The sequence below is a fragment of the Bradyrhizobium sp. SZCCHNR1015 genome (assembly GCF_032489875.1).
In the GTDB taxonomy this organism is placed as follows: domain Bacteria; phylum Pseudomonadota; class Alphaproteobacteria; order Rhizobiales; family Xanthobacteraceae; genus Bradyrhizobium.
In genome coordinates this window covers 255,826-277,025 of the sequence record NZ_JAUEYW010000006.1, presented here as the reverse complement: position 1 = coordinate 277,025, position 21,200 = coordinate 255,826, and the positions used below count along the sequence as shown (strand labels likewise).

General features: G+C 66.6%; 22 protein-coding genes and 1 riboswitch. Of the genes, 10 read left to right on the top strand and 12 right to left on the bottom strand.

What is annotated here, in order from left to right:
* The first annotated feature begins 167 nt into the window (after positions 1-167).
* Positions 168-461 carry a DUF1493 family protein gene (locus tag QX128_RS13025; protein ID WP_316237622.1) on the top strand — a complete coding sequence of 98 codons (294 nt, stop codon included), beginning with the start codon at positions 168-170 and terminating at the stop codon, positions 459-461.
* Positions 462-559: 98 nt separating this feature from the next.
* Positions 560-1,015 carry a hypothetical protein gene (locus tag QX128_RS13020; protein ID WP_316237621.1) on the top strand — a complete coding sequence of 152 codons (456 nt, stop codon included), beginning with the start codon at positions 560-562 and terminating at the stop codon, positions 1,013-1,015.
* A gap of 304 nt (positions 1,016-1,319) precedes the next feature.
* Here the strand turns inward: QX128_RS13020 and QX128_RS13015 are convergent, their stop codons facing one another.
* The 4 genes from QX128_RS13015 to QX128_RS13000 form a co-directional block, all read right to left on the bottom strand.
* The gene (locus tag QX128_RS13015) at positions 1,320-1,961 is read right to left on the bottom strand and encodes a hypothetical protein (RefSeq protein ID WP_316237620.1); all 642 of its coding nucleotides are present in this window, start codon (positions 1,959-1,961) and stop codon (positions 1,320-1,322) included.
* A gap of 218 nt (positions 1,962-2,179) precedes the next feature.
* Positions 2,180-2,473 (bottom strand): DUF1330 domain-containing protein, encoded by a 294-nt coding sequence (locus QX128_RS13010; protein ID WP_315803244.1) that lies wholly within the window; start codon positions 2,471-2,473, stop codon positions 2,180-2,182.
* Between the two features lie 190 nt (positions 2,474-2,663).
* Positions 2,664-2,873 carry a 4-oxalocrotonate tautomerase family protein gene (locus QX128_RS13005; RefSeq protein WP_315803245.1) on the bottom strand — a complete coding sequence of 70 codons (210 nt, stop codon included), beginning with the start codon at positions 2,871-2,873 and terminating at the stop codon, positions 2,664-2,666.
* Positions 2,874-2,929: 56 nt separating this feature from the next.
* Positions 2,930-3,670, bottom strand: coding sequence for an SDR family oxidoreductase (locus tag QX128_RS13000; RefSeq protein ID WP_315803246.1), 741 nt, complete (start codon positions 3,668-3,670; stop codon positions 2,930-2,932).
* Between the two features lie 103 nt (positions 3,671-3,773).
* Between QX128_RS13000 and QX128_RS12995 the strand changes: the two genes are divergently transcribed.
* Complete coding sequence (locus QX128_RS12995; RefSeq protein ID WP_316237619.1) at positions 3,774-4,667, top strand: LysR family transcriptional regulator; 894 nt, start codon at positions 3,774-3,776, stop codon at positions 4,665-4,667.
* A gap of 134 nt (positions 4,668-4,801) precedes the next feature.
* Here QX128_RS12995 and QX128_RS12990 read toward each other — a convergent pair whose 3' ends face one another.
* The 6 genes from QX128_RS12990 to QX128_RS12965 all read right to left on the bottom strand — a co-directional run bounded on the left by QX128_RS12990 (position 4,802) and on the right by QX128_RS12965 (position 9,333).
* Entirely contained in the window at positions 4,802-5,098 is a 297-nt protein-coding gene (locus QX128_RS12990; protein WP_316237618.1) for a copper-binding protein, read from the bottom strand.
* A 133-nt stretch (positions 5,099-5,231) separates the two neighbouring features.
* Positions 5,232-5,693 (bottom strand): cupredoxin family protein, encoded by a 462-nt coding sequence (locus QX128_RS12985; protein ID WP_316177525.1) that lies wholly within the window; start codon positions 5,691-5,693, stop codon positions 5,232-5,234.
* Positions 5,694-5,736: 43 nt separating this feature from the next.
* Complete coding sequence (locus tag QX128_RS12980) at positions 5,737-7,071, bottom strand: copper oxidase (RefSeq protein ID WP_316237617.1); 1,335 nt, start codon at positions 7,069-7,071, stop codon at positions 5,737-5,739.
* A 13-nt stretch (positions 7,072-7,084) separates the two neighbouring features.
* Positions 7,085-8,497 (bottom strand): TolC family protein, encoded by a 1,413-nt coding sequence (locus tag QX128_RS12975; protein WP_316237616.1) that lies wholly within the window; start codon positions 8,495-8,497, stop codon positions 7,085-7,087.
* 10 nt (positions 8,498-8,507) lie between these two features.
* The gene (locus tag QX128_RS12970) at positions 8,508-8,798 is read right to left on the bottom strand and encodes a hypothetical protein (RefSeq protein WP_316237615.1); all 291 of its coding nucleotides are present in this window, start codon (positions 8,796-8,798) and stop codon (positions 8,508-8,510) included.
* A 70-nt stretch (positions 8,799-8,868) separates the two neighbouring features.
* Positions 8,869-9,333, bottom strand: coding sequence for a hypothetical protein (locus QX128_RS12965; protein ID WP_316237614.1), 465 nt, complete (start codon positions 9,331-9,333; stop codon positions 8,869-8,871).
* Positions 9,334-9,500: 167 nt separating this feature from the next.
* Between QX128_RS12965 and QX128_RS12960 the strand changes: the two genes are divergently transcribed.
* Positions 9,501-10,739, top strand: coding sequence for an MFS transporter (locus tag QX128_RS12960; protein ID WP_316217530.1), 1,239 nt, complete (start codon positions 9,501-9,503; stop codon positions 10,737-10,739).
* A 309-nt stretch (positions 10,740-11,048) separates the two neighbouring features.
* Positions 11,049-12,365 (top strand): TAXI family TRAP transporter solute-binding subunit, encoded by a 1,317-nt coding sequence (locus QX128_RS12955; protein ID WP_315803255.1) that lies wholly within the window; start codon positions 11,049-11,051, stop codon positions 12,363-12,365.
* Between the two features lie 19 nt (positions 12,366-12,384).
* Here QX128_RS12955 and proC read toward each other — a convergent pair whose 3' ends face one another.
* Complete coding sequence (gene proC, locus QX128_RS12950; RefSeq protein ID WP_316237613.1) at positions 12,385-13,212, bottom strand: pyrroline-5-carboxylate reductase; 828 nt, start codon at positions 13,210-13,212, stop codon at positions 12,385-12,387.
* Positions 13,213-13,375: 163 nt separating this feature from the next.
* Complete coding sequence (locus QX128_RS12945; protein ID WP_316237612.1) at positions 13,376-13,876, bottom strand: YbjN domain-containing protein; 501 nt, start codon at positions 13,874-13,876, stop codon at positions 13,376-13,378.
* Between the two features lie 394 nt (positions 13,877-14,270).
* Positions 14,271-14,464, top strand: a riboswitch (FMN riboswitch).
* A 77-nt stretch (positions 14,465-14,541) separates the two neighbouring features.
* On the opposite strand from QX128_RS12945, the gene QX128_RS12940 reads away from it, so the two are divergent.
* The 5 genes from QX128_RS12940 (at position 14,542) to QX128_RS12920 (ending at position 21,045) form a co-directional block, all read left to right on the top strand.
* Entirely contained in the window at positions 14,542-15,147 is a 606-nt protein-coding gene (locus tag QX128_RS12940) for a 6,7-dimethyl-8-ribityllumazine synthase (RefSeq protein WP_315803257.1), read from the top strand.
* Positions 15,148-15,443: 296 nt separating this feature from the next.
* Complete coding sequence (locus QX128_RS12935) at positions 15,444-16,652, top strand: MHYT domain-containing protein (protein WP_316237611.1); 1,209 nt, start codon at positions 15,444-15,446, stop codon at positions 16,650-16,652.
* Between the two features lie 328 nt (positions 16,653-16,980).
* A complete protein-coding gene (locus QX128_RS12930; protein ID WP_316237610.1) occupies positions 16,981-17,844 on the top strand; it encodes a xanthine dehydrogenase family protein subunit M in 864 nt (287 codons plus the stop codon).
* A 283-nt stretch (positions 17,845-18,127) separates the two neighbouring features.
* The gene (locus QX128_RS12925; RefSeq protein WP_008961550.1) at positions 18,128-18,628 is read left to right on the top strand and encodes a (2Fe-2S)-binding protein; all 501 of its coding nucleotides are present in this window, start codon (positions 18,128-18,130) and stop codon (positions 18,626-18,628) included.
* Positions 18,625-21,045, top strand: a complete 2,421-nt coding sequence (locus QX128_RS12920; protein ID WP_316237609.1) for an aerobic carbon-monoxide dehydrogenase large subunit — start codon at positions 18,625-18,627, stop codon at positions 21,043-21,045. Before QX128_RS12925 ends, QX128_RS12920 begins: the two co-directional genes overlap by 4 nt.
* The last annotated feature ends 155 nt before the right edge of the window (positions 21,046-21,200 follow it).

Sequence of the window (21,200 nt, the reverse complement as noted above, 5' to 3'; positions counted from 1 at the left end):
GGAGATATACATGATTTCGGAAAAAATGAAAGAAGAATCTTTGGATAGCCAAGCTTAATTCACCTTTATGGTGGCCAGCCCGCATTGTGCCCAGTCGACATGAAGCCGCCCAGGCTCGCGCCGATCTTGCAGATCGACTAAAAATGAATGTGGAGATGGAGACGGACTTGCAAATCAAGGTCGAAGATCCCGTACACAGCTATCTCTTGAAACTAGATTATTCGGAGGCTGACATCGCCCGGATGAGCATGAACACGCGCATGTTTCATGACCTTGGAGTCTACGGCGATACGTCTGAGGATCTGATGTGGGTTCTCAAGCAAAAATTTGCCGTCGACCTGTCGAGGCTTCGTCTCGATCGATATTTTCCGCCAGAGTTTGAATGTGCGAACAAATGGGATGCATTCGTCCGCAACCTTGCCACTCCGCTTCAATCGAGATTGGCGCGAGATCGCGACTGATACCCGCCGCTCACGCTTGGCGTGGTCAACAGCGTCAAAGGGCTATCAGTAACTTTCGGAGTTTGTGGCCCAGCCGCACTTGAGAAGGTGATCAGAGCATGACAGGCAAGAAGCCGGTAGAACTATTGGCTCCGCACGCCAGAGCCAATCCTACTTTGGAGTCAGCCGAAGCTGAGGCAATGTTTCGAAAATTCATGTCGGAGGAGTTCTCCTATGATGAGATATCGAATCGGCCCGATTCCCCGGCGTATGCTTCTGCAGAAGTGCTAGCCACAATCCTGCCTCTGATGATCGACGAAATGTTAGCTCGGGACGATATGGAGAACTTTCTCGTTTATCCGATGCTCGCTGCGGTCGATCCCGAAGGGGAAGGGCGAAACTGGAAAGCAGAAAGAACGCAAGAATTGACAAAGCTCGTTGATCACGAAGCGGTGGAGAAAATTCTAAAACTACTGGCTGCTGTACGAGCCGACCCTCCTATACCAATGGACGGGTTGGATCGGATTGCAGCGTTTTGGAGCAGCAAGCTTGGCTCTTGTGCTTCTCCAGCTTAGATATTCAGGTCGCTGCTCGATCGCCGTTGGAGCGATAGCCATCAACCGCGAGATCGCGGCCGGGTTCTATCGGTTGTGGGCTTGCGCGCTTGCTGCGCAGGATCGACTCGATGTCGTTGCCCGCGTCGCCCTCGCATACAACGAAGATTGGTCGGTGGCACAAGCGGGATTGCCGGTTAGTTGATCGTCATGCCCGGGCTGACCCGGGCATCCACGTCTTTCTTCCTGGCAAGCGTAGGGCGGATCAGCGCAGCGTGGTCCGCCCTGGTCGAGCAACGGCCAATGCGCAGATGTGCTCTCGAATTCATCGGCTGATTGGTGCCGATTGGGCCGGCGTGACCGCCGAGCCCGTGCTGATCTCACCATTCGGGCGCTTGAGCTGCCAGCCCTGCGCTGTCCGCGTCAGGTCGGTCGGCGCCTCCTTGTTGGTGTCGCTGCTCGCCTGCAGGCGTACGCGATTGTCGCCGATCCAGGTGTCGACCTCATATTGTTCGAGACCCTCCGGCTTGTAGCTCCATTCCAGTCGCGGCGTGTCGCCGTATGAAAACATGCCAATCCGATAGTCGATGCCGCAATTGCCATCGTCGCGCGGATCGATGGTGATGAAGCGCTTGCCGTTCGGCGACAGGAAGGGACCGCTGCCGATGTTGAGCTCGGCGCCGGTGCGTCGGTTGACCAGCATCACGTAAGAGCACTCATAGGGCGTGACCAGCACGATGTAGTGCCGGTCGCCGACATGGCCGACCAGCCGGTAGCTGATGCAGGCGGCCTCGGGCCCCTCGGGCTCGCATTCCTTGGCATCGGTGATGACCTTGGTCTTGCCGTTGGCGAGCGCCAGCGTCAGCTTGCGGCCGTCACGCCGGGCGATGGCGGGCTGCTCCTTCAGACAGGCGCTCTCCTCCGGCGCTCCATCGCGGATTTCGAGCGGCCGACACAGCGTACGCACGTCAAAGAATCCCGCGCCCGCGATCGCGGCGCGGGGCATGAGCGACGGCAGTGCGACGGCGATGCCAAGTGCCAGCACCGCGAGCGTCCGAAAAGAAGCGAGTTGCATCTGAGATATTTGGTGCACGCGGCGGGTGGCCCTGTCCTGCGACGGAGGAGCGATCCGTTGCACGCGCTCTCATATGGATCAAGCGCGAGGTGAAGGCGTGCAATGCGCGTTCACTCGGTGCACCCATCGACCAGCAACAACCGGCTGGTCGTGGTGCGGTGCCGGATCGCGAACAGGTCCTGGATCTCCGGATCAACGAGAAAGTCGGTGGCGTTCTGGCGCGACGGGAATTCCAGGATCACGATGCGCTCTGGCATCCAGCCGCCTTCGACCGGGGTGGGCACCGCGCCCTGGGCGATGTAGCGGCCGCCATGCCTCGCGATGAAGGCGGGGATTTTCTCCATGTAGGTCTTGAACGCCGGGAAGTCGTGAACGGCGAGATCGAGGACGAGATAGGCTTTCATGGCATGCTCCGCGGGACGCGGCGCATCATACGATCGGAATAGCGGCGCAACCATCTCCGGCGGACAGGTCGGTGTGCGCTTCGTCTGCCGCGATTCCCGAGCATTCATGTCGGTGAGAGGGCGGATGATGCTGGTGCTCATCCGCCTTGCTGGCCGCCCGGCGCGGGCCGGGCGTGCGGCCACGAGCTGCTCACGTCGCGCGATAGGCCTGCGGGATGACGAACACCTCGTCGGCGCGGCCGTAGCCGCCATCGGGCACCTCCTCGATCAGTACCATCGTGTGAGGGCGCGCGGCCTCGCTGAAATAATCGACGAACAGCGCGGTCACGCGATGCACGATCTCTTCCTTCTGCGCCTTTGTCAGCGCGGCCTGCGGCACCTTGATGTTGGCGAACGGCATGGGAGACTCCTCTGGTATTGGGCCGGCATCGGCCGGCGGGTGAAAACGGCGCGGCGTCAGATCACGCCGCCATTGACGCGCACGACCTGGCCGTTGACCCAGCCGGCCTCCGGGCTCGTCAGGAACGCCACCACGTCGGCGATCTCGCGCGGCTGTCCGAAGCGGCCGAACGGGTTCGCGGCCGCCATCGCGCGCAGTTGCTCGTCGGTCTTGCCGTTCAGGAACATTTCGGTCTCGGTCGGGCCGGGTGCCACCGCGTTGACCGTGACGCCGCGCCGCGCCAGCTCCTTGGCGAGCACGTGGGTCATCGCCTCCGTCGCGGCCTTGGTCGCGGCATAGGCGCCGTAGCGCGGCTGATACAGCCCGACCACGCTGGAGGAGAAATTGACAATGCGGCCGTCGTCGCGAAGCCGCCGCGCCGCCTCGCGCAGGGTGCGGAACACGCCTGCGACATTCACCTCGAACTGGCGCGCGAAATCGGCGTCGCTCAGCTCCGCGAAGGCGCCGAGCACCATGGTGCCGGCATTGTTGACCAGGATGTCGACGCCGCCGAACGCCTGCTCGGCGGCATCGAACAGCGCCGCCGCGCTGGCGGGATCGGCGATATCGGCCTGCACGGCGCGCGCGCGGCCGCCGGCCGCTTCGATCCGTTGCACCATCTGCGCCGCGGCCTGCCCGGCCCGGGCATAGTTGATGACGACCGCGACGCCGTCAGCGGCGAGGCGTTCGGCGATGGCCGCGCCGATGCCGCGCGAGCCTCCGGTGACGATCGCGACCTGGGTTGACGTGTTGGGCATGGTCGGTCTCCCTCGTTTCAATGCGAGAGGACATAGCTGATCGCTCGGTCCGTATAATCGCCGGTAGCTTGACATCAGATGTCGGCACGGGCGAACAATCGCCATGGATCGCCTGGATGCCATGCGTCTGTTCGTTCGCGTCGTCGAGCGCCGGAGCTTCACGGCCGCGGCGGCCGATCTCGGCCTGCCGCGCTCGACCGCGAGCGAGGTGCTGAAGGAGCTCGAAGCGCGGCTCGGCGTCCGGCTGATCGAGCGCACCACGCGCCACGTCACCCCAACGTTGGACGGCGAGGACTATTACCGGCGCTGGATCGGCATTCTCGCCGACATCGAGGAGGCCGAAAGCGCGCTGCGCGACGCGAGCCCGCGCGGCCTGCTGCGGATTGACGCCCACCCGTTGCTCACGCGGACCTTCCTGCTGCCGCACCTGCCGGCGCTTCTCGCCGCGCATCCGCAGCTCGACCTGCGCATCGGCCAGGGTGACCGCCTGGTCGATCTGGTGCGCGAGGGCGTCGATTGCGTCATCCGCTCCGGCGAGCCGGAGGCGAGCGGCATGGTCCAGCGCCGGCTCGGCACGATCGAGGAGATCACCGTCGCCAGTCCGGCCTATCTGCGGGCGCACGGCACGCCGGCGAGTCCCGACGATCTCGACGGCCATCGCATGGTCGGCTTCATCTCGTCGCGGACCGGCGAGGTGCTGCCGCTCGAATTCACCTGCGACGGCCGGCTGCGCCATGTGGTGCTGCCGAGCCGGGTCACGGTCAACAATTCCGACACGATGAGGGACCTCGCCCGGCTCGGCCTCGGACTGGTGCAGGCGCCGCGCTATCGCTTTGCGCCGGATCTAGCCGACGGCAGCCTGGTCGAGATTCTCAGCGACTGTCCGCCGTCGCCGACGCCGCTGCACGCGCTCTATCCGCAGAACCGGCAGATGACCTTGCGGCTGCGCGTGTTCCTCGACTGGATCACGGGGATATTCGCGCGGGCGAGGCTGTAGGCGAAGCCGCTCATGCGCGCTTCGCATCCCCTTCGTTTATGGCGACGTCATTCCGGGGCGACGCGCGAAGCGCGGCGAGCCCGGAATGACGGCGGAGGGGGATGCTAGCCCACGCAAGGCGCGCGTAGCGGCTGCTACTTGCTCTTCTCGATCTTCGTCACCGTGTAACCCGAGGAGTTCTCGACGGCCTCGAACTTCACCTTGTCGCCGACCTTGACCGTGCCGAGCAAAGCGGGGTCCTTGACGCCATAGACCATGGTCATCGGCTCGTTCATGCCGAGGCTCTTGGCCGGGCCGTGCTTCAGCGTGACCTTGCCGGCGGCGGTGTCGATCTTCTTGACCTCCCCGCTGATCATGTCGGCGGCGAAGGTGGGGGCAACAAGCGCAAGGGCCAGCGCGGCAGCGGTCGTGAGCTGAGCGAATGTCTTCATGTGTCGTTCCTTCTGCTTCAATTGACTCGATGCGTAGGGCGGATCAGCGAAGCGTGATCCGCCCCGTTTCTGAGGCGGTGCCGAATGGCGGATTACGCTTCGCTGATCCGCCCTACGAACTACGAACCTGCCGTCACTTGACGGTGACGTGGCCGGTCATGCCGAACTCGCGGTGGTCGGGGATCAGGCAGGAATATTCGAACGTGCCGGGCCTGGTGAACCGCCACAGCAGCTCGGCGGTCTTGTTCGGCGCGAGCCGGGTGCCGTTGGGCTCGTCGTGCTCCATGTGCGGGTGCTTCTTCATGACCGCGGCGTGCTTCAGGTTCTCGGCCTTGGTGGCGAGCAGGAACTCGTGATCCTCCTTGCCGGTATTGCGCAGCACGAAGCGGATCTGCTCGCCGCGCTTCACCTCGATGCGCGCCGGCGTGAACTCCATCTCGCTCAGCAGCACCTCGATGGTGCGCGACGGCTGCTTGGGATCGCCCGGCTCGCCCGCGGAATAGCCGCGCGATCCGTGCGCCTCATGGGCATCAGCCGGTGCGGCGATGATCATGGCGGTGGCCAGCGCCGCGCTGATCGCGATCGGAATCTTCATTCGTAGTCTCCAGTTCGTTGTGTGGCGTTTAGTGCATCTGTCGTCAGCGTTGTGTTCGGATTTGCGTCGCGGCACTCCCGGTTCGCTGCGGCGGCTCCGGCGCGCTCGCGACCTCATAGGCCACGGTGCCCTTGGGGAACTGATAAGGGCCGGGATCGCTGTAGTCGTCGCGGGCGAGGCCCTCGCGCACCTTCACGACCGTGAACATGCCGCCCATCTCGATCGGGCCGAACTGGCCGCTGCCGGTCATCATCGGCAGCGTGTTGTCGGGGGCCGGCATCTCCATGCTGCCCATCGCCATGCCGGTGTTGCCCATCACCATGCCGTCGGGCGCGAGCTTGCCGACCGCGGCGGCCAGCTCCTTGCGCGGCACGCCGATCAGGTTGCGCATGTCATGGCCCATCGCATTCATGGTGTGGTGCGACTTGTGGCAGTGGAACGCCCAGTCGCCGGGATTGTCGGCGGTGAAGTCGAGCACGCGCACCGCGCCGACCGGCACGTCGGTCGTCGTCTCAGGCAATTGCGCCGTTTCCGGAAGCCAGCCGCCGTCGGTGCCGATCACCTTGAACTTGTGACCGTGCAGATGGATCGGGTGGTTGGTCATGGTGAGATTGCCGATGCGGATGCGGACGCGATCGCCGAGTCGCACCGGCAGGGAATCGATGCCGGGAAACACCCGCGCATTCCAGGTCCACATGTTGAAGTCGGTCATCTCGTTGACCTTCGGCAGATAGCTGCCGGGCTCGATGCGGTAGGTCGACATCACGAACACGAAGTCGCGGTCGACCGGCGGCGGCACATGGTCGCGCGGATGCACGACGATCATGCCCATCATGCCCATCGCCATCTGCACCATCTCGTCGGCGTGCGGGTGATACATGAAGGTGCCGGCATGCTTCATCTGGAACTCGTAGACGAAGGTCTTGCCGGGCTTGATGTGCGGCTGGGTCAGGCCGCCGACGCCGTCCATGCCGCAGGGCAGGATCACGCCGTGCCAGTGCACGGTGGTGTATTCCGGCAATTTATTGGTGACGAAGATGCGGAGCTTGTCGCCTTCGACCGCCTCGATGGTCGGACCCGGCGACTGGCCGTTGTAGCCCCACAGATGCGTGGTCATGCCGGGCGCGAACTCGCGCGTGACCGGCTCGGCGACGAGATGGAATTCCTTCCAGTCGCCGTTCATGCGGAACGGCAGTGACCAGCCGTTGAGCGTGACCACCGGCTGATAGTCCGGGCCGGCGCTGGGATGCAGCGGCGGCTGCATCACCGCCTTGTCCATGGTCGGCGCCTCCGGAATCGTGGCGGCCTGGACGCGGCCGGAGACGGCGGCGGCGCCGGCCAGCGCCGCGGAGCCGAGCAGGGTTCGGCGTGAAAACATGCATGCTCTCCTGTCAGTCATTGCCCGGCGCCAGCGCGCTCGCGGTCTGCTGTGTCGTGTCCTCGCCGCCGGTGCCGCCGCCATTGACCGCGGCGGACAGCTCGGCGTCGGCGAGGAAGAAGTCCCTGACCGCATCGATCGCGGCGCGGCGCGAGGCCAGCCGCTGCCGCGCCTCGACCAGCAGCGCGAAGATGTCGACCTGCATGCTGGAATAGCGCAGCTGCATCTCCTCGCTGATGATCCGGCGCAGCGGCAGCACCTCGCGGGCGTAGTGGCCGGCGATGTCGAAGGCCGCGCGGTAGCTGCGATAGGCGTCGCGCGCCTCGGAACGGACAATGACGGCGCGTTCGGTGAGGCGGTTGAAGGCGATGTTGTAGCTCTCCGCCGCCTGCCGCACCCGCACCTCGCCGCCGTCGAAGATCGGGATCTGGAACTGCACGTCGTAGCCGCGCTCGCGGATGACGCGGCCGTCCGGCTCGACGGTCTTGCGGTCGAGGCCGGCGAGGTCGAGCAGCGTGACGAAGCGCGTGGCGTCGGTGAGCTGCAGCGAGGCGGCGAGCGCCGTGAGCTCGAGGCGGGCGATCTGCAGATCGATGCGATGGCCGACGGCATCGGCCTCGACGAAGGGCTGGCTCAGCGGGCGGCGCGGCAGCGCGGGCAGCCGGTCGGGCAGGCGGAAAGCGAGGTCGTCGCCCCACAGCCCCATCAGCCGGATCAGCCGCTCGCGGGCGCTTCCCGCCGCCCGGCGCGCGGTGGCGAGCTCGGCGGTGGTCTCGGCATAGAACACCTGCTCGCGCGCCTGATCGAGCCGGTTGAGCGCGCCGGTCTCGCCGAGCTTCGAGGCGAGCTTCGCGGTTGCCTCCGCGGCCGATTGCGCCTCGACCAGCAGCGACACCAGTTCGTTGGCGGCGACGGCGCGCACATGCGCGCGGCGCACCTCCGCGGCGAGCCGCAGTGTCGCCAGCGCCGCCTTCAATTGGGCCTGCCGAAAGCGCTCGCGCGCGATCTCCGAGCGCAGCGGCAGGGTGGCGAGCGCCAGGATGTCGCCGGCGACCTGGCGCTCGGCCTCCAGCGCGCCGTCGCCGCTGATGCGCATCAGGGAGAAGGTCGGGTTCGGCGGCAGGCTGGCCTCGACCATGTCAGCCTCGCTGAGCGCGAGCGCGTTGTAGGCGGCCTGCAGGCCCTTGTTGTTGAACAGAGCGACCTGCACGGCGGCATCGGCCGATAAGGGCCGGGCGAGCAGGCGGCGCGTCGCAGCGCGGACGCGCTCGGCGTCGTCATCGCCTCTCACGGAGGCGACCTCCTTGCCGGTGGTATGGCCGGTGATGTCCGCGACCGCGCCCATGCCGCCGTCCGGCGAGAACGAGGCACAGCCTGCGAGCGCAAGTGCTGCAGCGAGCGCCGCGAGCCTGATGATCCCCTGCATGTGGCGCTCCCTAGCGGCTCGGCTCGGGGCGCGGTGCGCCGGGGTCGGTGCGCTGGCCCCAGGCGGCCGGCGCGGCCGGGCGCAGCGGCGTGTAGGGTCCGACGACGCCCGACACGCGCACCGGCGCGACGCTCGCCGCCGGATCGGCCGGATCAGCCCCGGCCAATGCGATCGTGCGCGGCTGGCAGGCGGCGAGGCTCGTCGCGGCAAGCAGTGTCAATGCGCTGGCGACGATGGAGAATGGCAGGATGCGCCGCGCCGGACATGCGGCAGCGGGCGTCGCTATGGATTGCGACAACATGAGGTATCCTTGGTCTGTCGATGAATCGCGAGCGGCCGCGCCACCTGGGCGCGAAGCCGGCGTTTTTCGCTCAGGCCAGGACGATGGGGGGGCGATACAGGCGCTGCGGCGTGCGACCGGGCAGGCCTTCGTCGCGCGGCGTCACGCTGGTGGCGGCGAGCGAGGCGGGGAGGGCGACCGCCGGCAGCGCGGCAGCCAGACCCACCGCGCACATCATGGCACAGCAGGGGCCTGGCATCTTGTCATGATCGTGGTGCGACGGCGCGGGAGCTGGAGTGTGCATCGCGACGTCGGCGACAGGGTGATCATGATGATGGGCGTGCGCCGCCATGGTCTGCGGCATCGCCGTCATGACCATCTCGTGGCGAGTCGCGTCATGAGGGGAGACCACAGCGGCAACGACGGGCTCGTCGAGACAGGGCGCCCCACTGCCGAGCGCGAGCGCCACACCTGGGCTGACCACGCAGATGATGTAGGCCAGGACGAGCAACCGTCCTGCCACCAGCAGCATCTTCCGGGTCAGTCCCAATGACATCCGCGCAAATCTCTCCAATCCCGCGCAACGTAATGACAAAATGTCGCGCCGCCAAGAGGGCCGAACCCTGACCGCGCAGGTCCCTCCTGTTGCGCTGCTTCTGCATGCCCAATGCCGCAGCAATGTGGCTTGACCTGATGCGGTGCGGCAACGAAGTTGCAGGCATCGTGCACGGACCCCAGACAAGATTCGAGGAAGCGCCTCACTTCATTCCGGACTCGCGCCAGGCTTGGGCGCGGCTGGCGCTTGCGCTCGTCATCGGCTCCATCGGCGGCGCCGGGATGTGGACGGTGGTGGTCGTGCTGCCGGTCGTGCAGGCCGAGTTCGCCGCCAGCCGCGGCGCCGTCTCGCTGGCCTATACGCTGACGATGTTCGGCTTCGGCCTCGGCGGCGTCATCGTCGGCCGCATCACCGACCGCTTCGGCATCGTCACCGCGATGGCGCTCAGCATCGCGACGACCGCCGCGGCCTATCTGCTCGCCGGTGCGTCGGTGACGCTGTGGCAGTTTCAGGCGGTGTATTTCCTGATCGGGCTCGGCTCGTCCGTCACATTCGCGCCGCTGATGGCGGAGGCGTCGCACTGGTTCGTGCGCTATCGCGGCCTCGCCGTCACCATCGTCGCCTCCGGCAACTACGTCGCCGGCACGGTGTGGCCGCCGCTGGTGAATTGGGGCGTGCAGCAGATCGGCTGGCGCGCCAGCCATGTCGCGCTCGGCGTCTTCTGCGCGGTGACGATGAGCGCGCTGCTGCTGGTGCTGCGCGCCCGCATGGACGGTGCCGGAGCGCAGAACCATGCCGGCGCGGCGCCGCCGCAACTGGAGCTGCCGATCTCCACCAATGCGCTGACTGTGCTGCTCAGCATCGCCGCGATCGCCTGCTGCGTGGCGATGGCGATGCCGCAGGTGCACATCGTCGCCTATTGCGGCGATCTCGGCTACGGCGTCGCCGTCGGCGCGCAGATGCTGTCCTTGATGATGGCGCTCGGCATCGTCAGCCGGATCGGCTCCGGCTTTCTCGCCGATCGCATCGGCGGCATGCGCACGCTCCTGATCGGCTCGGTGGCGCAGGGTTTTGCGCTTCTGTTCTATCTGTTCTTCGACGGCCTGACGTCGCTCTATCTGATCTCGGGCATGTTCGGCCTGTTCCAGGGCGGCATCGTGCCGAGCTATGCGATCATCGTGCGCGAGGCGATGCCGGCGCGCGAGGCCGCCACGCGGGTCGGCATCATCATCTTCGCCTCGGTGTTCGGCATGTCGTTCGGCGGCTGGGTCTCGGGCGTCATCTTCGACGCCACGGGGTCCTATTCAGCGGCCTTCGCCAACGGCATCGCGTGGAATGGCCTGAACCTGGCGATCGTCGTGACGCTGCTGATCCTGGCGCGGCGGCAACACCGGTTGGCGGCCTGAACGCAACGCGTTGCACGGGAGCTACAGCCGGAGTCCGATATCCGGTTTATATGCACGTCGTCATACAAAATCCCGGCGGCCGCCGCAAATCCATCGAATCACCTCCCGCAACTATCGACCTCGATCGGAGCCGATCGTGGCCATTTGGCCTCGGGCGCGCTCCGCATCGCGAGGTTGGTTGTCGCGAGGTCTCAGCCGAGGCCGCGGTCGCCCGTCGCATGCCTGACGCAGGCAGGCCTCGAGGTGAATGCTCCGGACCGGTCGAGAACGCTGCGGCGGCATCGCGATGGTGCAGGAGGCCGTTGCGCTATGTCCATCGTTTCGAAGGCAGCTTCGCAAGTCGCGCTCGCCGCGCTCGCAGCCGGACTCATGATGAGCCAGGTGTCCGCGCAGGCGTGGCCGCAGCTCCAACAACAACCGCCGCAGCCGCCGCGCCCGGCAGCGACCCGCTCCATCATCGTGCCGGTGGCGCCGGCCGCCCGGCCGAACGGCGCGCCCGTGATTCCGGCGCCGCCACGTCCCGCGGGCCTGCCGGCGTCGCTGTCGCCCGCGCCCGGCAGCGGGCCGGACGTGTGGCGGCTGCCCAACCCGACCGACGTCAACGACGGCACCGTCACCATCATCACGGCGCCGGCCGGCGGCGCCACCTCCGTGTTCGGCTCGGACATGGCGCGCGTCCTCGACGACCAGACCAACGTCCGCGTTCTGCCGGTGCTCGGCAAAGGACCGGTGCGCAACGTCTCCGATATTCTATTCCTGAAGAGCATCGACATGGGCGCGGTCGCCGCCGACGTGCCCGAATTCTACCGCCTGCAATACGGCATCCCCGACATCACCTCGCAGCTCCGCTACATCGCGCGGCTCTATCACAACGAGATCCATGTCATCGCGCGGTCCTCGATCCGCTCGATCTTCGATCTGAACGGCAAGCGCATCATCGCGCCGACCGATGTCGGCTTCTATTCCGCGCGCGTGATCTTCCACCGTCTCGGCCTCACGGCGTCGTTCGACTACGCGACCGACGACGCCAAATCGATCCAGAAGCTGATCGATGGCGACGCCGACGCCTACATCGTCTCCACCGGCAAGGTGTTCCAGCTCGCCCGCAACATCAGGAACGACAACCGCGCGCTGCACCTTGTGACGATCCCCTACGACCGCCGGCTGCAGGACCTCTATCTGCCGACGACATTGTCCTCCGAGGAATATCCGAACCTGCTCAACCCCGGCGAGACGATCGAGACGGTGGCGATCGGCATGCTGCTCGTCAGCTACAATTGGCCGGAGCATACCGAGCGCTACCGCAAGGTGGCGCGCTTCGTCGACGCGTTCTTCGCCAACTACGACGAGTTCATGAAGCCGCCGCGGCATCCGAAATGGCGGGAGTCGAGCATCGTCGCCGCCATCCCGAACTGGAAGCGGTTCAAGGCCGCGGAAGACTGGCTGCTGGCGCACAACATGGTGCCGCGGCCGCAGGTCGCCGACGTGCAGCAGACCCAGTTCGAAAGCTTCGTGCGCCAGAGCGGCGGACAGCTGTCGAACGATCCAACCGAGCGCAGTGCCCTGTTCCGCCAGTTCCTGCAATGGCGCCAGCAGCATGGCGGGCCGCCGACGCCATCGCGCTGAGCTGTCAGCTCGCCGTTGTCTATTTCGCGAGCTCTTTCGAGCGCGCCGTGGCCGCGGCGACCGCCTTGGTCAGCAGCGGCTGGAATCCGTCGGCTGCCATCAGCACCGACAGCGCCGCGGCGGTGGTGCCGCCGGGCGAGGTGACGTTCTGGCGCAGCGTGGCGGACGGCAGGTCCGACTGGCGCAGCAGCTCGCCGGCGCCCGACACGGTGTGGCGCGCGAGCGTCGTCGCCAGGGACTCGGGCAGGCCGGCGGCGACGCCGGCGCGGGCGAGCTCCTCGGCGAGCAGGAACACATAGGCGGGACCCGAGCCGGACACGGCGGTCACCGCGTCCATCAGCGCCTCCTGGTCGACCCATTCCACCGCGCCGGTGGCGCGCAACAGCGCGTCCGTCAGCAGGCGCTGCGCGGCGCTGACGTTGCCGGCCGGCACCGCCACGGTGATGCCGCGGCCGATCGCGGCCGGCGTGTTCGGCATCGCGCGCACGACCGCGCCGCCGACGGCCCGCTGCAGGCTCGCAATCGTCGTGCCGGCCATGATCGACAGCACCAGCGTCCCGTCGCCAACCCACGGCTTCAGCGCCGGAGCGGCGTCAGGAAACATCTGCGGCTTGACGGCGACGATGACGACCTCGGCCGGCGCGCTGCTGGCCGGATTGAGCCGCACGCCCTTGGCGACGAGCGCGGTGATCTCGGCCGAGGGCATCGGCTCGATGATGACGACGCGCTTCGGATCGAGCCCGCCGGCTAGCCAGCCGGCCAGCATCGCGCCGCCCATCTTGCCGGCGCCGGCCAGCACGATAGTGCCGGTGAGCTGATGAAGCAGGTTGTTGTCCGCTGATGTCACGACGAACTCCACTGTCGTCCCGGCGAACGCCGGGACCCATAACCACCGGCGGTTCTAGTGGGGCGAGGGCAGAGCGACAAGCGTCTCGGCTCACACATGCATCACGCGGTATGGGTCCCGGCGTTCGCCGGGACGACACCGAGTGTGTCGAGGCCACGGCGGCTTACGCCTCGCCTTCCGTATCGAACAGCGCGGCGGCCATGGCCTCCTTGGTCGACTTGCCGGCCCAGACCACGAACTGGAAGGCCGGGAAATAGCGCTCGCAGGCGTGGATGGCGCCGGCCAGCATGCTCTCGCATTGCAGTCCCGACGCGGTGATGCCGCCCGGCAGCACCAGGGCCTGACGGTGCATCACCATGCCGGTGTGGGTCCAGATGTCGAAATGGCCGAGCCAGAGCTGCTCGTTGATCGCTGCGATCAGCCGCTGCACCTCGGCGCGGCGGGCCTCGGGAATCTTCATGTCGAAGGCACAGGCCAGATGCAGCGCCTCGATCTCCGCCATCCAGGTGAAGGAGAGCTGGTAGTCGGTCCACTGGCCCTTGGAGGCGATCGTGATCTCGTCCTCGCCGGAGCGCTCGAACATCCAGTTGTTGTCGGCCGCAATGGTCTCGACCACGCTCAGCGGATGATCGGCGGAATCGATAGTGCTTTCGAGCAGGGACATGCCGTCTCGACCTCGTCTTCTTGATCTCGTTGGTACATACGCGGCGACCCGGCCCACGCCCTCGCGGCGCTTCGAGACCCGGCTTGCAGTCCCGGAGGTAACCCGGGCGTGCGAGGACAAACTGATGTGATTTGCGGAATCTGCGCAACGGGGGGGCGAGTCCGTCCACAGCCAAACACCGCTTCGTCCACAACTCCTGTCCGGCCTGTGGAATCATCGCCGAATGAGAACAAAACGGAATCGGATTCGCCGCAGCCGCTCCGTCCGGGCCGATCCGGCCGTGGGAACGGCCGCGGGCGACTGCATGGCCGCCCGTCGCGGACTGCGGGCGTGAGGCCTTGCCGCAGCCGCCGGCCGCCTGCATAGTTCGTTCAGGCCGTCCATCCCGGGCGGCCGATGTTCTCAGGGCGGGGCGAAATTCCCCACCGGCGGTAAGCGTTCCCGGTCGAGCGCGAGCCCGCGAGCGCCTTGTCGGCAAGGCATGGTCTGGAGAATTCTGTTCTCCGGAACGCGCCGCGCAGAGAAGGGTCAGCAGATTCGGTGCGATTCCGAAGCCGACGGTCACAGTCCGGATGAAAGAGAACGGGTCCCGGCACCCCGCGCATGTCAGCGTGGGGGCGTCGTCGTTCCGTATGCCCTGATTCTGGTCTCTGACGAGGATAACCATGAATCAGATGTTGCAAGACGCGCCTACCGATACTCCCACCGACACCCTTACCGCAGCCACGTCGCCGCCGGCGGACATGCCGGCCGCGTCGCCGCCCGACGAGTCGCCACCGGCGCCGTCGCATCCGCGCTTCAGCAAGCCGCAGCGCATCGCCTTCGTGCAATCGGCCTGGCATCGCGACGTCGTCGCCGAATGCCGGGTGGCGTTCCTCGACGAGATCGAAGCACGGAATATCCCGCGCGACCGCGTCGACATCTTCGAGGTGCCGGGCTCGTTCGAGATCCCGCTGCATGCGCAGTTGCTGGCGAAGACGCGGCGCTACACCGCGATCGTCGCGGCCGGTCTCGTCGTCGACGGCGGCATCTACCGCCACGAGTTCGTCGCCGACACCGTCATCAAGGCGCTGATGGACGTTCAATTGCGCACCGAGGTGCCGGTGTTCTCCGCGGTGCTGACGCCGCAGCAATTCCACGAGACGCAGGCGCATTTCGAGTTCTTCCGCAAGCACTTTGCGACCAAGGGCATCGAGGTGGCGACCGCCTGTGCCGAGACCTTGCTGAGCCTGGAGCGGCTGCGCGGCCAGGTCGCGGCGGGGATCATCTGAGGCTGACGACGTGTGGCCGGTTGACGCCGGCCACACCTGATTCGACGTTCGAACTCAGCTCTCACCGCGACGGCAGTCGGCTCCCCTCCCCGCAAGGGGGAGGGGGGCCCACCGCCGCTGCGGTAAGAGTCCCGCATCTCACTGTCGCGGAAGGGTCGCTAGGCGCTCAGCGCTCACGCAACCCCAGCGACATCACGCCCCCTCCCGCTCCCCGCCTTGTGTTGTCAATTTCCTCGCCGCACCTGTAAAACATCCGCGGGAGGAGGCTGGCCCGTGGCGACGGGCGGCCGGCAAGGATGATCGAAGGATACGATCCTTATCTCGTCGCGCTCTCGGTCGTGATCGCGAGCCTGGGTGGCTATACCGGTTTCAGTCTCACCGCGCGCATCCGCAGCGGGCCGGGAGAGAACGCGCGCGTGCTGCTGTCCGGCGCCGCCGGCATTCTGGCCGTGGGCATCTGGACCATGCATTTCGTGGGCATGATGGCGGCGCCGCTGCCGGCCGATGCCGTCTATCTGGTGCTGCCGACCATCATCTCGTTCCTGATCTGCGCGCTCGTGATCGGCATCTCGCTGTTCTTCGTCAGCATCGGCGATCCCTCGCCCCGGCGCGTCGTTCCTTCCGCGCTGCTGCTCGGCGCCGGCATCGCCAGCATGCATTATGTCGGCATGCACGGCCTGTCCGGCTCGTTCGGGCTGACGCATGATCCGGCGCTGGTGGCGCTGTCGGTGGCGATTGCGATCGGCGCCGCCTATGGCGGCCTGCGCATCTTCCTGGCGCGGCAGGACGGCCTGCGGCTCGCCATCAGTGCGGTTGCGTTCGGCATCGCCGTGTCCGGCATGCATTACACGGCGATGCTGGGAATGCATGTCGTGCCGATGGGCGAGGGACATCATCACGCCGCACCAGGACTTGCTGCGTCGCCGCAAGCGCTCGCGATCGTCGTCGCCGTGCTGTGCTTCGTCATCGCCGCCGGATTTTTGCTGTCGCTGGTGCCGGACCCGCGCCGTCAATCGCAGCCCATGCCGGCCGTTGCCGAGGCTGCGCCTCAATTGGCGCCGGAACCGGCCGCGCCGGCGGCCGAGCCCGTGGTCGAGGTCGCCGCCATGAGCCGGGCAACGGCCGCGCCGCTGGGGGGCATCGGCCAGCCGCCGCGCGCGACCGCGGCGCGATTGCCGCTGGAGGGCGCCAACGGCACCCATTTCATCGATGCCGGGGACGTGCGCAGCGTGCGCGCCGATGCGCACTACACCCGGATCCACGACGGCACCCGCGAGCGGATGTGCCCCTGGTCGATCTCCGAGGCTGAGGCGCAGCTCGATCCCGGCCGCTTCATCCGCGTGCACCGCAGCCACATCGTCGCGATCGAGCATGTGATCTATGTCGGCCGGGAAGGCGAGGGCGCGATCATCGAGCTCGATGGCCCCTCGAAGCCGCGCGTGCCGGTGAGCCGCGCCAAGGTCGCCGAGGTCAAGGCGCGGCTCGGGCTGCGGCGGCCGGCCTGAGCTCAGCGTTCATTTCGCGGCCGCAACAGAGCGCCGCCATTCTTCGCAACGCATCCAACACCGGGCGCGCGTCTCGCGCGGCCGCGCATGCCGTCACTCGCGCGATTGGGTCGCGCTCGCTGACGCAATTCGTGCGCGGCCAGCCGCATTTCGTGCGATTTCGCCGCTCTCCGTGCCGGCTTCGTTGCGCGGCCGGCTGTCACGATCGACGCTCCGCGCCAATCCGCGATGCGTCCGCGTTCGCACTTCGCTCTCGCAGCACGAACGCCCGCCGCAACAACGCGACGGCCTTGCCGGCAAGGCAGGCCAGCACAGGAGAGGACACGTCATGATTCCTGGCCCGTTCGACTATCACCGGCCGGCGAGCGTCGGCGATGCGATCAAGCTGCTCGCCGACCTCGGCGACGATGCGCGACCGCTCGCCGGCGGCCACAGCCTGCTGCCGATGATGAAGCTGCGGCTGGCGACGCCAGCGCATCTGATCGATCTGCACGGCATCGCCGGGCTCAAGGGCATCCGCCGCGACGGCGACCGCATCGTCATCGGCGCGATGACCACGCAGGCCGAGCTGCTGGCCTCGACTGAGATCGGAGCCAGCCTGCCGATCCTGCACGAGACCGCGCTCTTGATCGCCGATCCGCAGGTGCGCTACCGCGGCACGCTCGGCGGCAACGTCGCCAATGGTGATCCCGGCAACGACATGCCGGCGCTGATGCTGGCGCTGGACGCGACCTACCGGCTCGAAGGTCCGAACGGCGCCCGCGAGGTCGCGGCGCGGGAGTTCTACCAGGGCGCCTATTTCACCGCGCTCGAGCCCGGCGAGATCCTGACTGGCGTGAGCATTCCCGTGCTGCCTGCGGGACACGGCTACGCCTACGAGAAGCTGAAGCGCAAGGTCGGAGATTATGCGACTGCGGCGGCCGGTGTCGTGCTGACGATGGCCGGCGGCAAGGTCGCGACGTGCGTGATCGCGCTCACCAATCTGCACGAGACGCCGCTGCTGGCGACCGACGCGGCGAATGCGGTGATCGGCACCACGCTGGATGACGCCGCTCTGAAGGCCGCGGCCACCGCGGCGCGCGCGATCATGCAGCCGGCCTCCGACGCGCGCGGCCCGGCCGAGTATCGCATCCATGTCGGCGGCATCATGGTGATGCGCGCGCTGCAGCGCGCGGCGAGCCGGGCGAAGTAGCAGAGTTTGGCACACTGTCGCCGCGTGCGGGATGCACCTCGCCCCACGGCACGCCCTCTCCTCTCCCTCCCCCCTTGTGGGGGAGGGGCGGGGAGGGGGGAAGCCCCAAGCGAGACCGCCGCCGTGGACCCCCACCCGCAGCCGAAGCTTTGCTTCGGCGTTCTTCAAAAAAGCCGGCCGCGAATGCGGCCGGTTGCCCTCCCCGCAAGGGGGAGGGGAGCGCATCGAGATCGCGGTTGATAGCTCGGCCGAAAATTCAAAGACGTTCTTCAGGGAGCACCGAATGCCCAAAACCCACGTCACGATGAAGGTGAACGGCAGCGAGGTCGAAGGCCTCGCGGAGCCGCGAACGCTTCTGGTCCATTTCCTGCGCGAGCAGGCGCAGCTCACCGGCACCCATATCGGCTGTGAGACCAGCCATTGCGGCGCCTGCACTGTTGATATCGACGGCATGAGCGTGAAGAGCTGCACGATGCTCGCGGTGCAGGCCAATGGCGCCGAGATCACCACGATCGAGGGCATGGCCAATGCCGACGGCACCTTGTCGCCGCTGCAGGAAGGCTTCCGCATGATGCACGGACTGCAATGCGGCTTCTGCACGCCCGGCATGATTTTGCGCGCGCATCGGCTGTTGAAGGAGAATCCGCAGCCGACGGAAGCCGAGATCCGCGCCGGCATCTCCGGCAACATCTGCCGCTGCACCGGCTATCAGAACATCGTCAAGGCGATCCAATACGCCGCCGCCAAGATCAACGGCGTGGAATTCCAGGAGGCCGCGGAATGAACGACATGACTCCCACGCGGGAACAACGCGAAGCCGCCCTCGAAGGCATGGGCTGCCGGCGCAAGCGCGTCGAGGACATTCGCTTCACGCAAGGCAAGGGCAACTACGTCGATGACGTCAAGCTGCCTGGCATGCTGCACGGCGACTTCGTGCGCTCGCCGCATGCGCATGCGCGGGTGAAGGCGATCCACACCGAGGAGGCGCTGAAGGTGCCGGGCGTGCTGGCGGTCATCACCGCCGAGACGCTGAAGACGGTCAACCTCGCCTGGATGCCGACCTTGGCCGGCGACGTGCAGATGGTGCTCGCCGACGGCAAGGTGCTGTTTCAGAACCAGGAGGTCGCGTTCGTCGTCGCGACCGACCGCTACGCCGCCGATGACGGCGTCTCCAAGGTGGTCGTCGAGTACGAGCCGCTGCCGGTGCTGGTCGATCCGTTCAAGGCCATGGACCCGGACGCTCCCGTTTTGCGCGAGGACCTCGCCGGCAAGACCTCTGGCGCACACGGCCCGCGCAAGCATCACAATCACATCTTCGAATGGAGCGTCGGTGACAAGGAGCTGACCGAGGCGGCGTTCAAGAAGGCGGATGTGACGATCAAGGAGATGATCTCCTATCACCGCACCCATCCGTCGCCGCTCGAGACATGCCAGTGCGTCTGCTCGTTCGACAAGATCAAGGGCGAGCTGACGATCTGGGGCACGTTCCAGGCGCCGCATGTCATCCGAACCGTGGTGTCGCTGATCGCGAAACTCCCCGAGCAGAAGATCCACGTCATCGCGCCCGACATCGGCGGCGGCTTCGGCAACAAGGTCGGCGCCTATCCCGGCTACATCTGCGCCGCCGTCGCCTCCATCGTGACGGGCAAGCCGGTGAAATGGGTCGAGGACCGCATCGAGAATCTGACCGCCACCGCGTTCGCGCGCGACTATCACATGACCACGGAGATCGCGGCGACCAAGGACGGCAAGGTCACCGGCCTGCGCGTCCATGTGCTTGCCGACCACGGTGGCTTCGACGCCTGCGCCGACCCGTCGAAATGGCCGGCCGGCTTCTTCAACATCGTCACCGGCTCCTACGACTTCCCGGTCGCGCATCTCGCGGTCGATGGCGTCTACACCAACAAGGCACCGGGCGGCGTCGCCTATCGCTGCTCGTTCCGCGTCACCGAGGCGGCCTATTGCATCGAGCGCGGCATGGACATTCTCGCGCAGAAGCTCGGCATGGACCCGGCCGAGCTGCGGCTGAAGAATTTCGTCAAGCCGGAGCAGTTTCCCTATCACTCGGCGCTCGGCTGGGAATACGATTCCGGCGACTATCACACCGCCATGCGTAAGATGATGGAGAGCGTGGACTACGCGGGGCTGCGCAAGGAGCAGGCCGAGAAGCGCGCCGCGTTTAAGCGCGGCGAGACCCGCGAGATCATGGGCATCGGCGTCTCCTTCTTCACCGAGATCGTCGGCGCCGGTCCGTCGAAAAATTGCGACATCCTGGGCATCGCGATGTTCGACTCCTGCGAGATCCGCCTGCACCCGACCGGAGCCGGCATCGCGCGGATGGGCACCAAGAGCCAGGGCCAAGGCCACGAGACCACCTGGGCGCAGATCATCGCCAGCGAGATCGGCATACCCGCCGATAACATCATGGTCGAGGAGGGCAACACCGACACCGCGCCTTACGGTCTCGGCACCTACGGCTCGCGCTCGACGCCGGTCGCAGGCGCGGCCATCGCGATGGCCGCGCGCAAGATCAAGGCGAAGGCGCAGATGATCGCGGCCTACAAGCTCGAGGTCCACGAGGACGATCTCGAATGGGACATCGACGGCTTCCGGGTCAAGGGCCTGCCGGAGAAGGCGATGTCGATGAAGGACATCTGCTGGGCGGCCTACAACTCCGTGCCGCCGGGCATGGAGCCGGGGCTGGAGGCCGTCAGCTACTATGATCCGCCCAACATGACCTATCCGTTCGGCGCCTATCTCTGCGTGATGGACATCGATGTGGATACCGGCGTGTACAAGGTCCGGCGCTTCTATGCGCTGGACGATTGCGGCACCCGCATCAACCCGATGATCATCGAGGGCCAGGTGCATGGCGGCCTCACCGAAGCCTTCGCCATCGCGATGGGGCAGGAGATCCGCTACGATGCCGAGGGCAATGTCGTGACCGGTTCGTTCATGGACTTCTTCATGCCGACCGCGGTCGAGACGCCGCATTGGGAGACCGACTTCACGGTCACGCCCTCGCCGCATCATCCGATCGGCGCCAAGGGCGTCGGCGAAAGCCCCAATGTCGGCGGCGTGCCGGCGTTCTCCAACGCGGTCAACGACGCCTTCTCGTTCCTCGGTGCGACGCACATCCAGATGCCCCACGATTTCTGGCGCAATTGGCAGGCGGCGAAGAACCTGGGCGTGGTGGCGTAGGCTATATCCAAGTGCACCTTCGTCATTGCGAGGAGCGAAGCGACGACGCAATCCAGAGTCCCGCCCACCACCCTGGATTGCTTCCGCCTTCGCCCTGCGAGCTTCGGCGGACACGTCGCTTCGCTCGCAATGACGCGGAGAGGATGGAGCTATAA

What these genes read in the sequence shown, in the direction of transcription:
- QX128_RS13020 (WP_316237621.1), top strand. Translation starts at nt 560, where the DNA reads ATGACAGGCAAGAAGCCGGTAGAACTATTGGCTCCGCACGCCAGAGCC.
- QX128_RS13010 (WP_315803244.1), bottom strand. Translation starts at nt 2,473, where the DNA reads ATGAAAGCCTATCTCGTCCTCGATCTCGCCGTTCACGACTTCCCGGCG.
- QX128_RS13005 (WP_315803245.1), bottom strand. Translation starts at nt 2,873, where the DNA reads ATGCCGTTCGCCAACATCAAGGTGCCGCAGGCCGCGCTGACAAAGGCG.
- QX128_RS13000 (WP_315803246.1), bottom strand. Translation starts at nt 3,670, where the DNA reads ATGCCCAACACGTCAACCCAGGTCGCGATCGTCACCGGAGGCTCGCGC.
- QX128_RS12995 (WP_316237619.1), top strand. Translation starts at nt 3,774, where the DNA reads ATGGATCGCCTGGATGCCATGCGTCTGTTCGTTCGCGTCGTCGAGCGC.
- QX128_RS12990 (WP_316237618.1), bottom strand. Translation starts at nt 5,098, where the DNA reads ATGAAGACATTCGCTCAGCTCACGACCGCTGCCGCGCTGGCCCTTGCG.
- QX128_RS12985 (WP_316177525.1), bottom strand. Translation starts at nt 5,693, where the DNA reads ATGAAGATTCCGATCGCGATCAGCGCGGCGCTGGCCACCGCCATGATC.
- QX128_RS12980 (WP_316237617.1), bottom strand. Translation starts at nt 7,071, where the DNA reads ATGTTTTCACGCCGAACCCTGCTCGGCTCCGCGGCGCTGGCCGGCGCC.
- QX128_RS12975 (WP_316237616.1), bottom strand. Translation starts at nt 8,497, where the DNA reads ATGCAGGGGATCATCAGGCTCGCGGCGCTCGCTGCAGCACTTGCGCTC.
- QX128_RS12970 (WP_316237615.1), bottom strand. Translation starts at nt 8,798, where the DNA reads ATGTTGTCGCAATCCATAGCGACGCCCGCTGCCGCATGTCCGGCGCGG.
- QX128_RS12965 (WP_316237614.1), bottom strand. Translation starts at nt 9,333, where the DNA reads ATGTCATTGGGACTGACCCGGAAGATGCTGCTGGTGGCAGGACGGTTG.
- QX128_RS12955 (WP_315803255.1), top strand. Translation starts at nt 11,049, where the DNA reads ATGTCCATCGTTTCGAAGGCAGCTTCGCAAGTCGCGCTCGCCGCGCTC.
- QX128_RS12945 (WP_316237612.1), bottom strand. Translation starts at nt 13,876, where the DNA reads ATGTCCCTGCTCGAAAGCACTATCGATTCCGCCGATCATCCGCTGAGC.
- QX128_RS12940 (WP_315803257.1), top strand. Translation starts at nt 14,542, where the DNA reads ATGAATCAGATGTTGCAAGACGCGCCTACCGATACTCCCACCGACACC.
- QX128_RS12935 (WP_316237611.1), top strand. Translation starts at nt 15,444, where the DNA reads ATGATCGAAGGATACGATCCTTATCTCGTCGCGCTCTCGGTCGTGATC.
- QX128_RS12930 (WP_316237610.1), top strand. Translation starts at nt 16,981, where the DNA reads ATGATTCCTGGCCCGTTCGACTATCACCGGCCGGCGAGCGTCGGCGAT.
- QX128_RS12925 (WP_008961550.1), top strand. Translation starts at nt 18,128, where the DNA reads ATGCCCAAAACCCACGTCACGATGAAGGTGAACGGCAGCGAGGTCGAA.
- QX128_RS12920 (WP_316237609.1), top strand. Translation starts at nt 18,625, where the DNA reads ATGAACGACATGACTCCCACGCGGGAACAACGCGAAGCCGCCCTCGAA.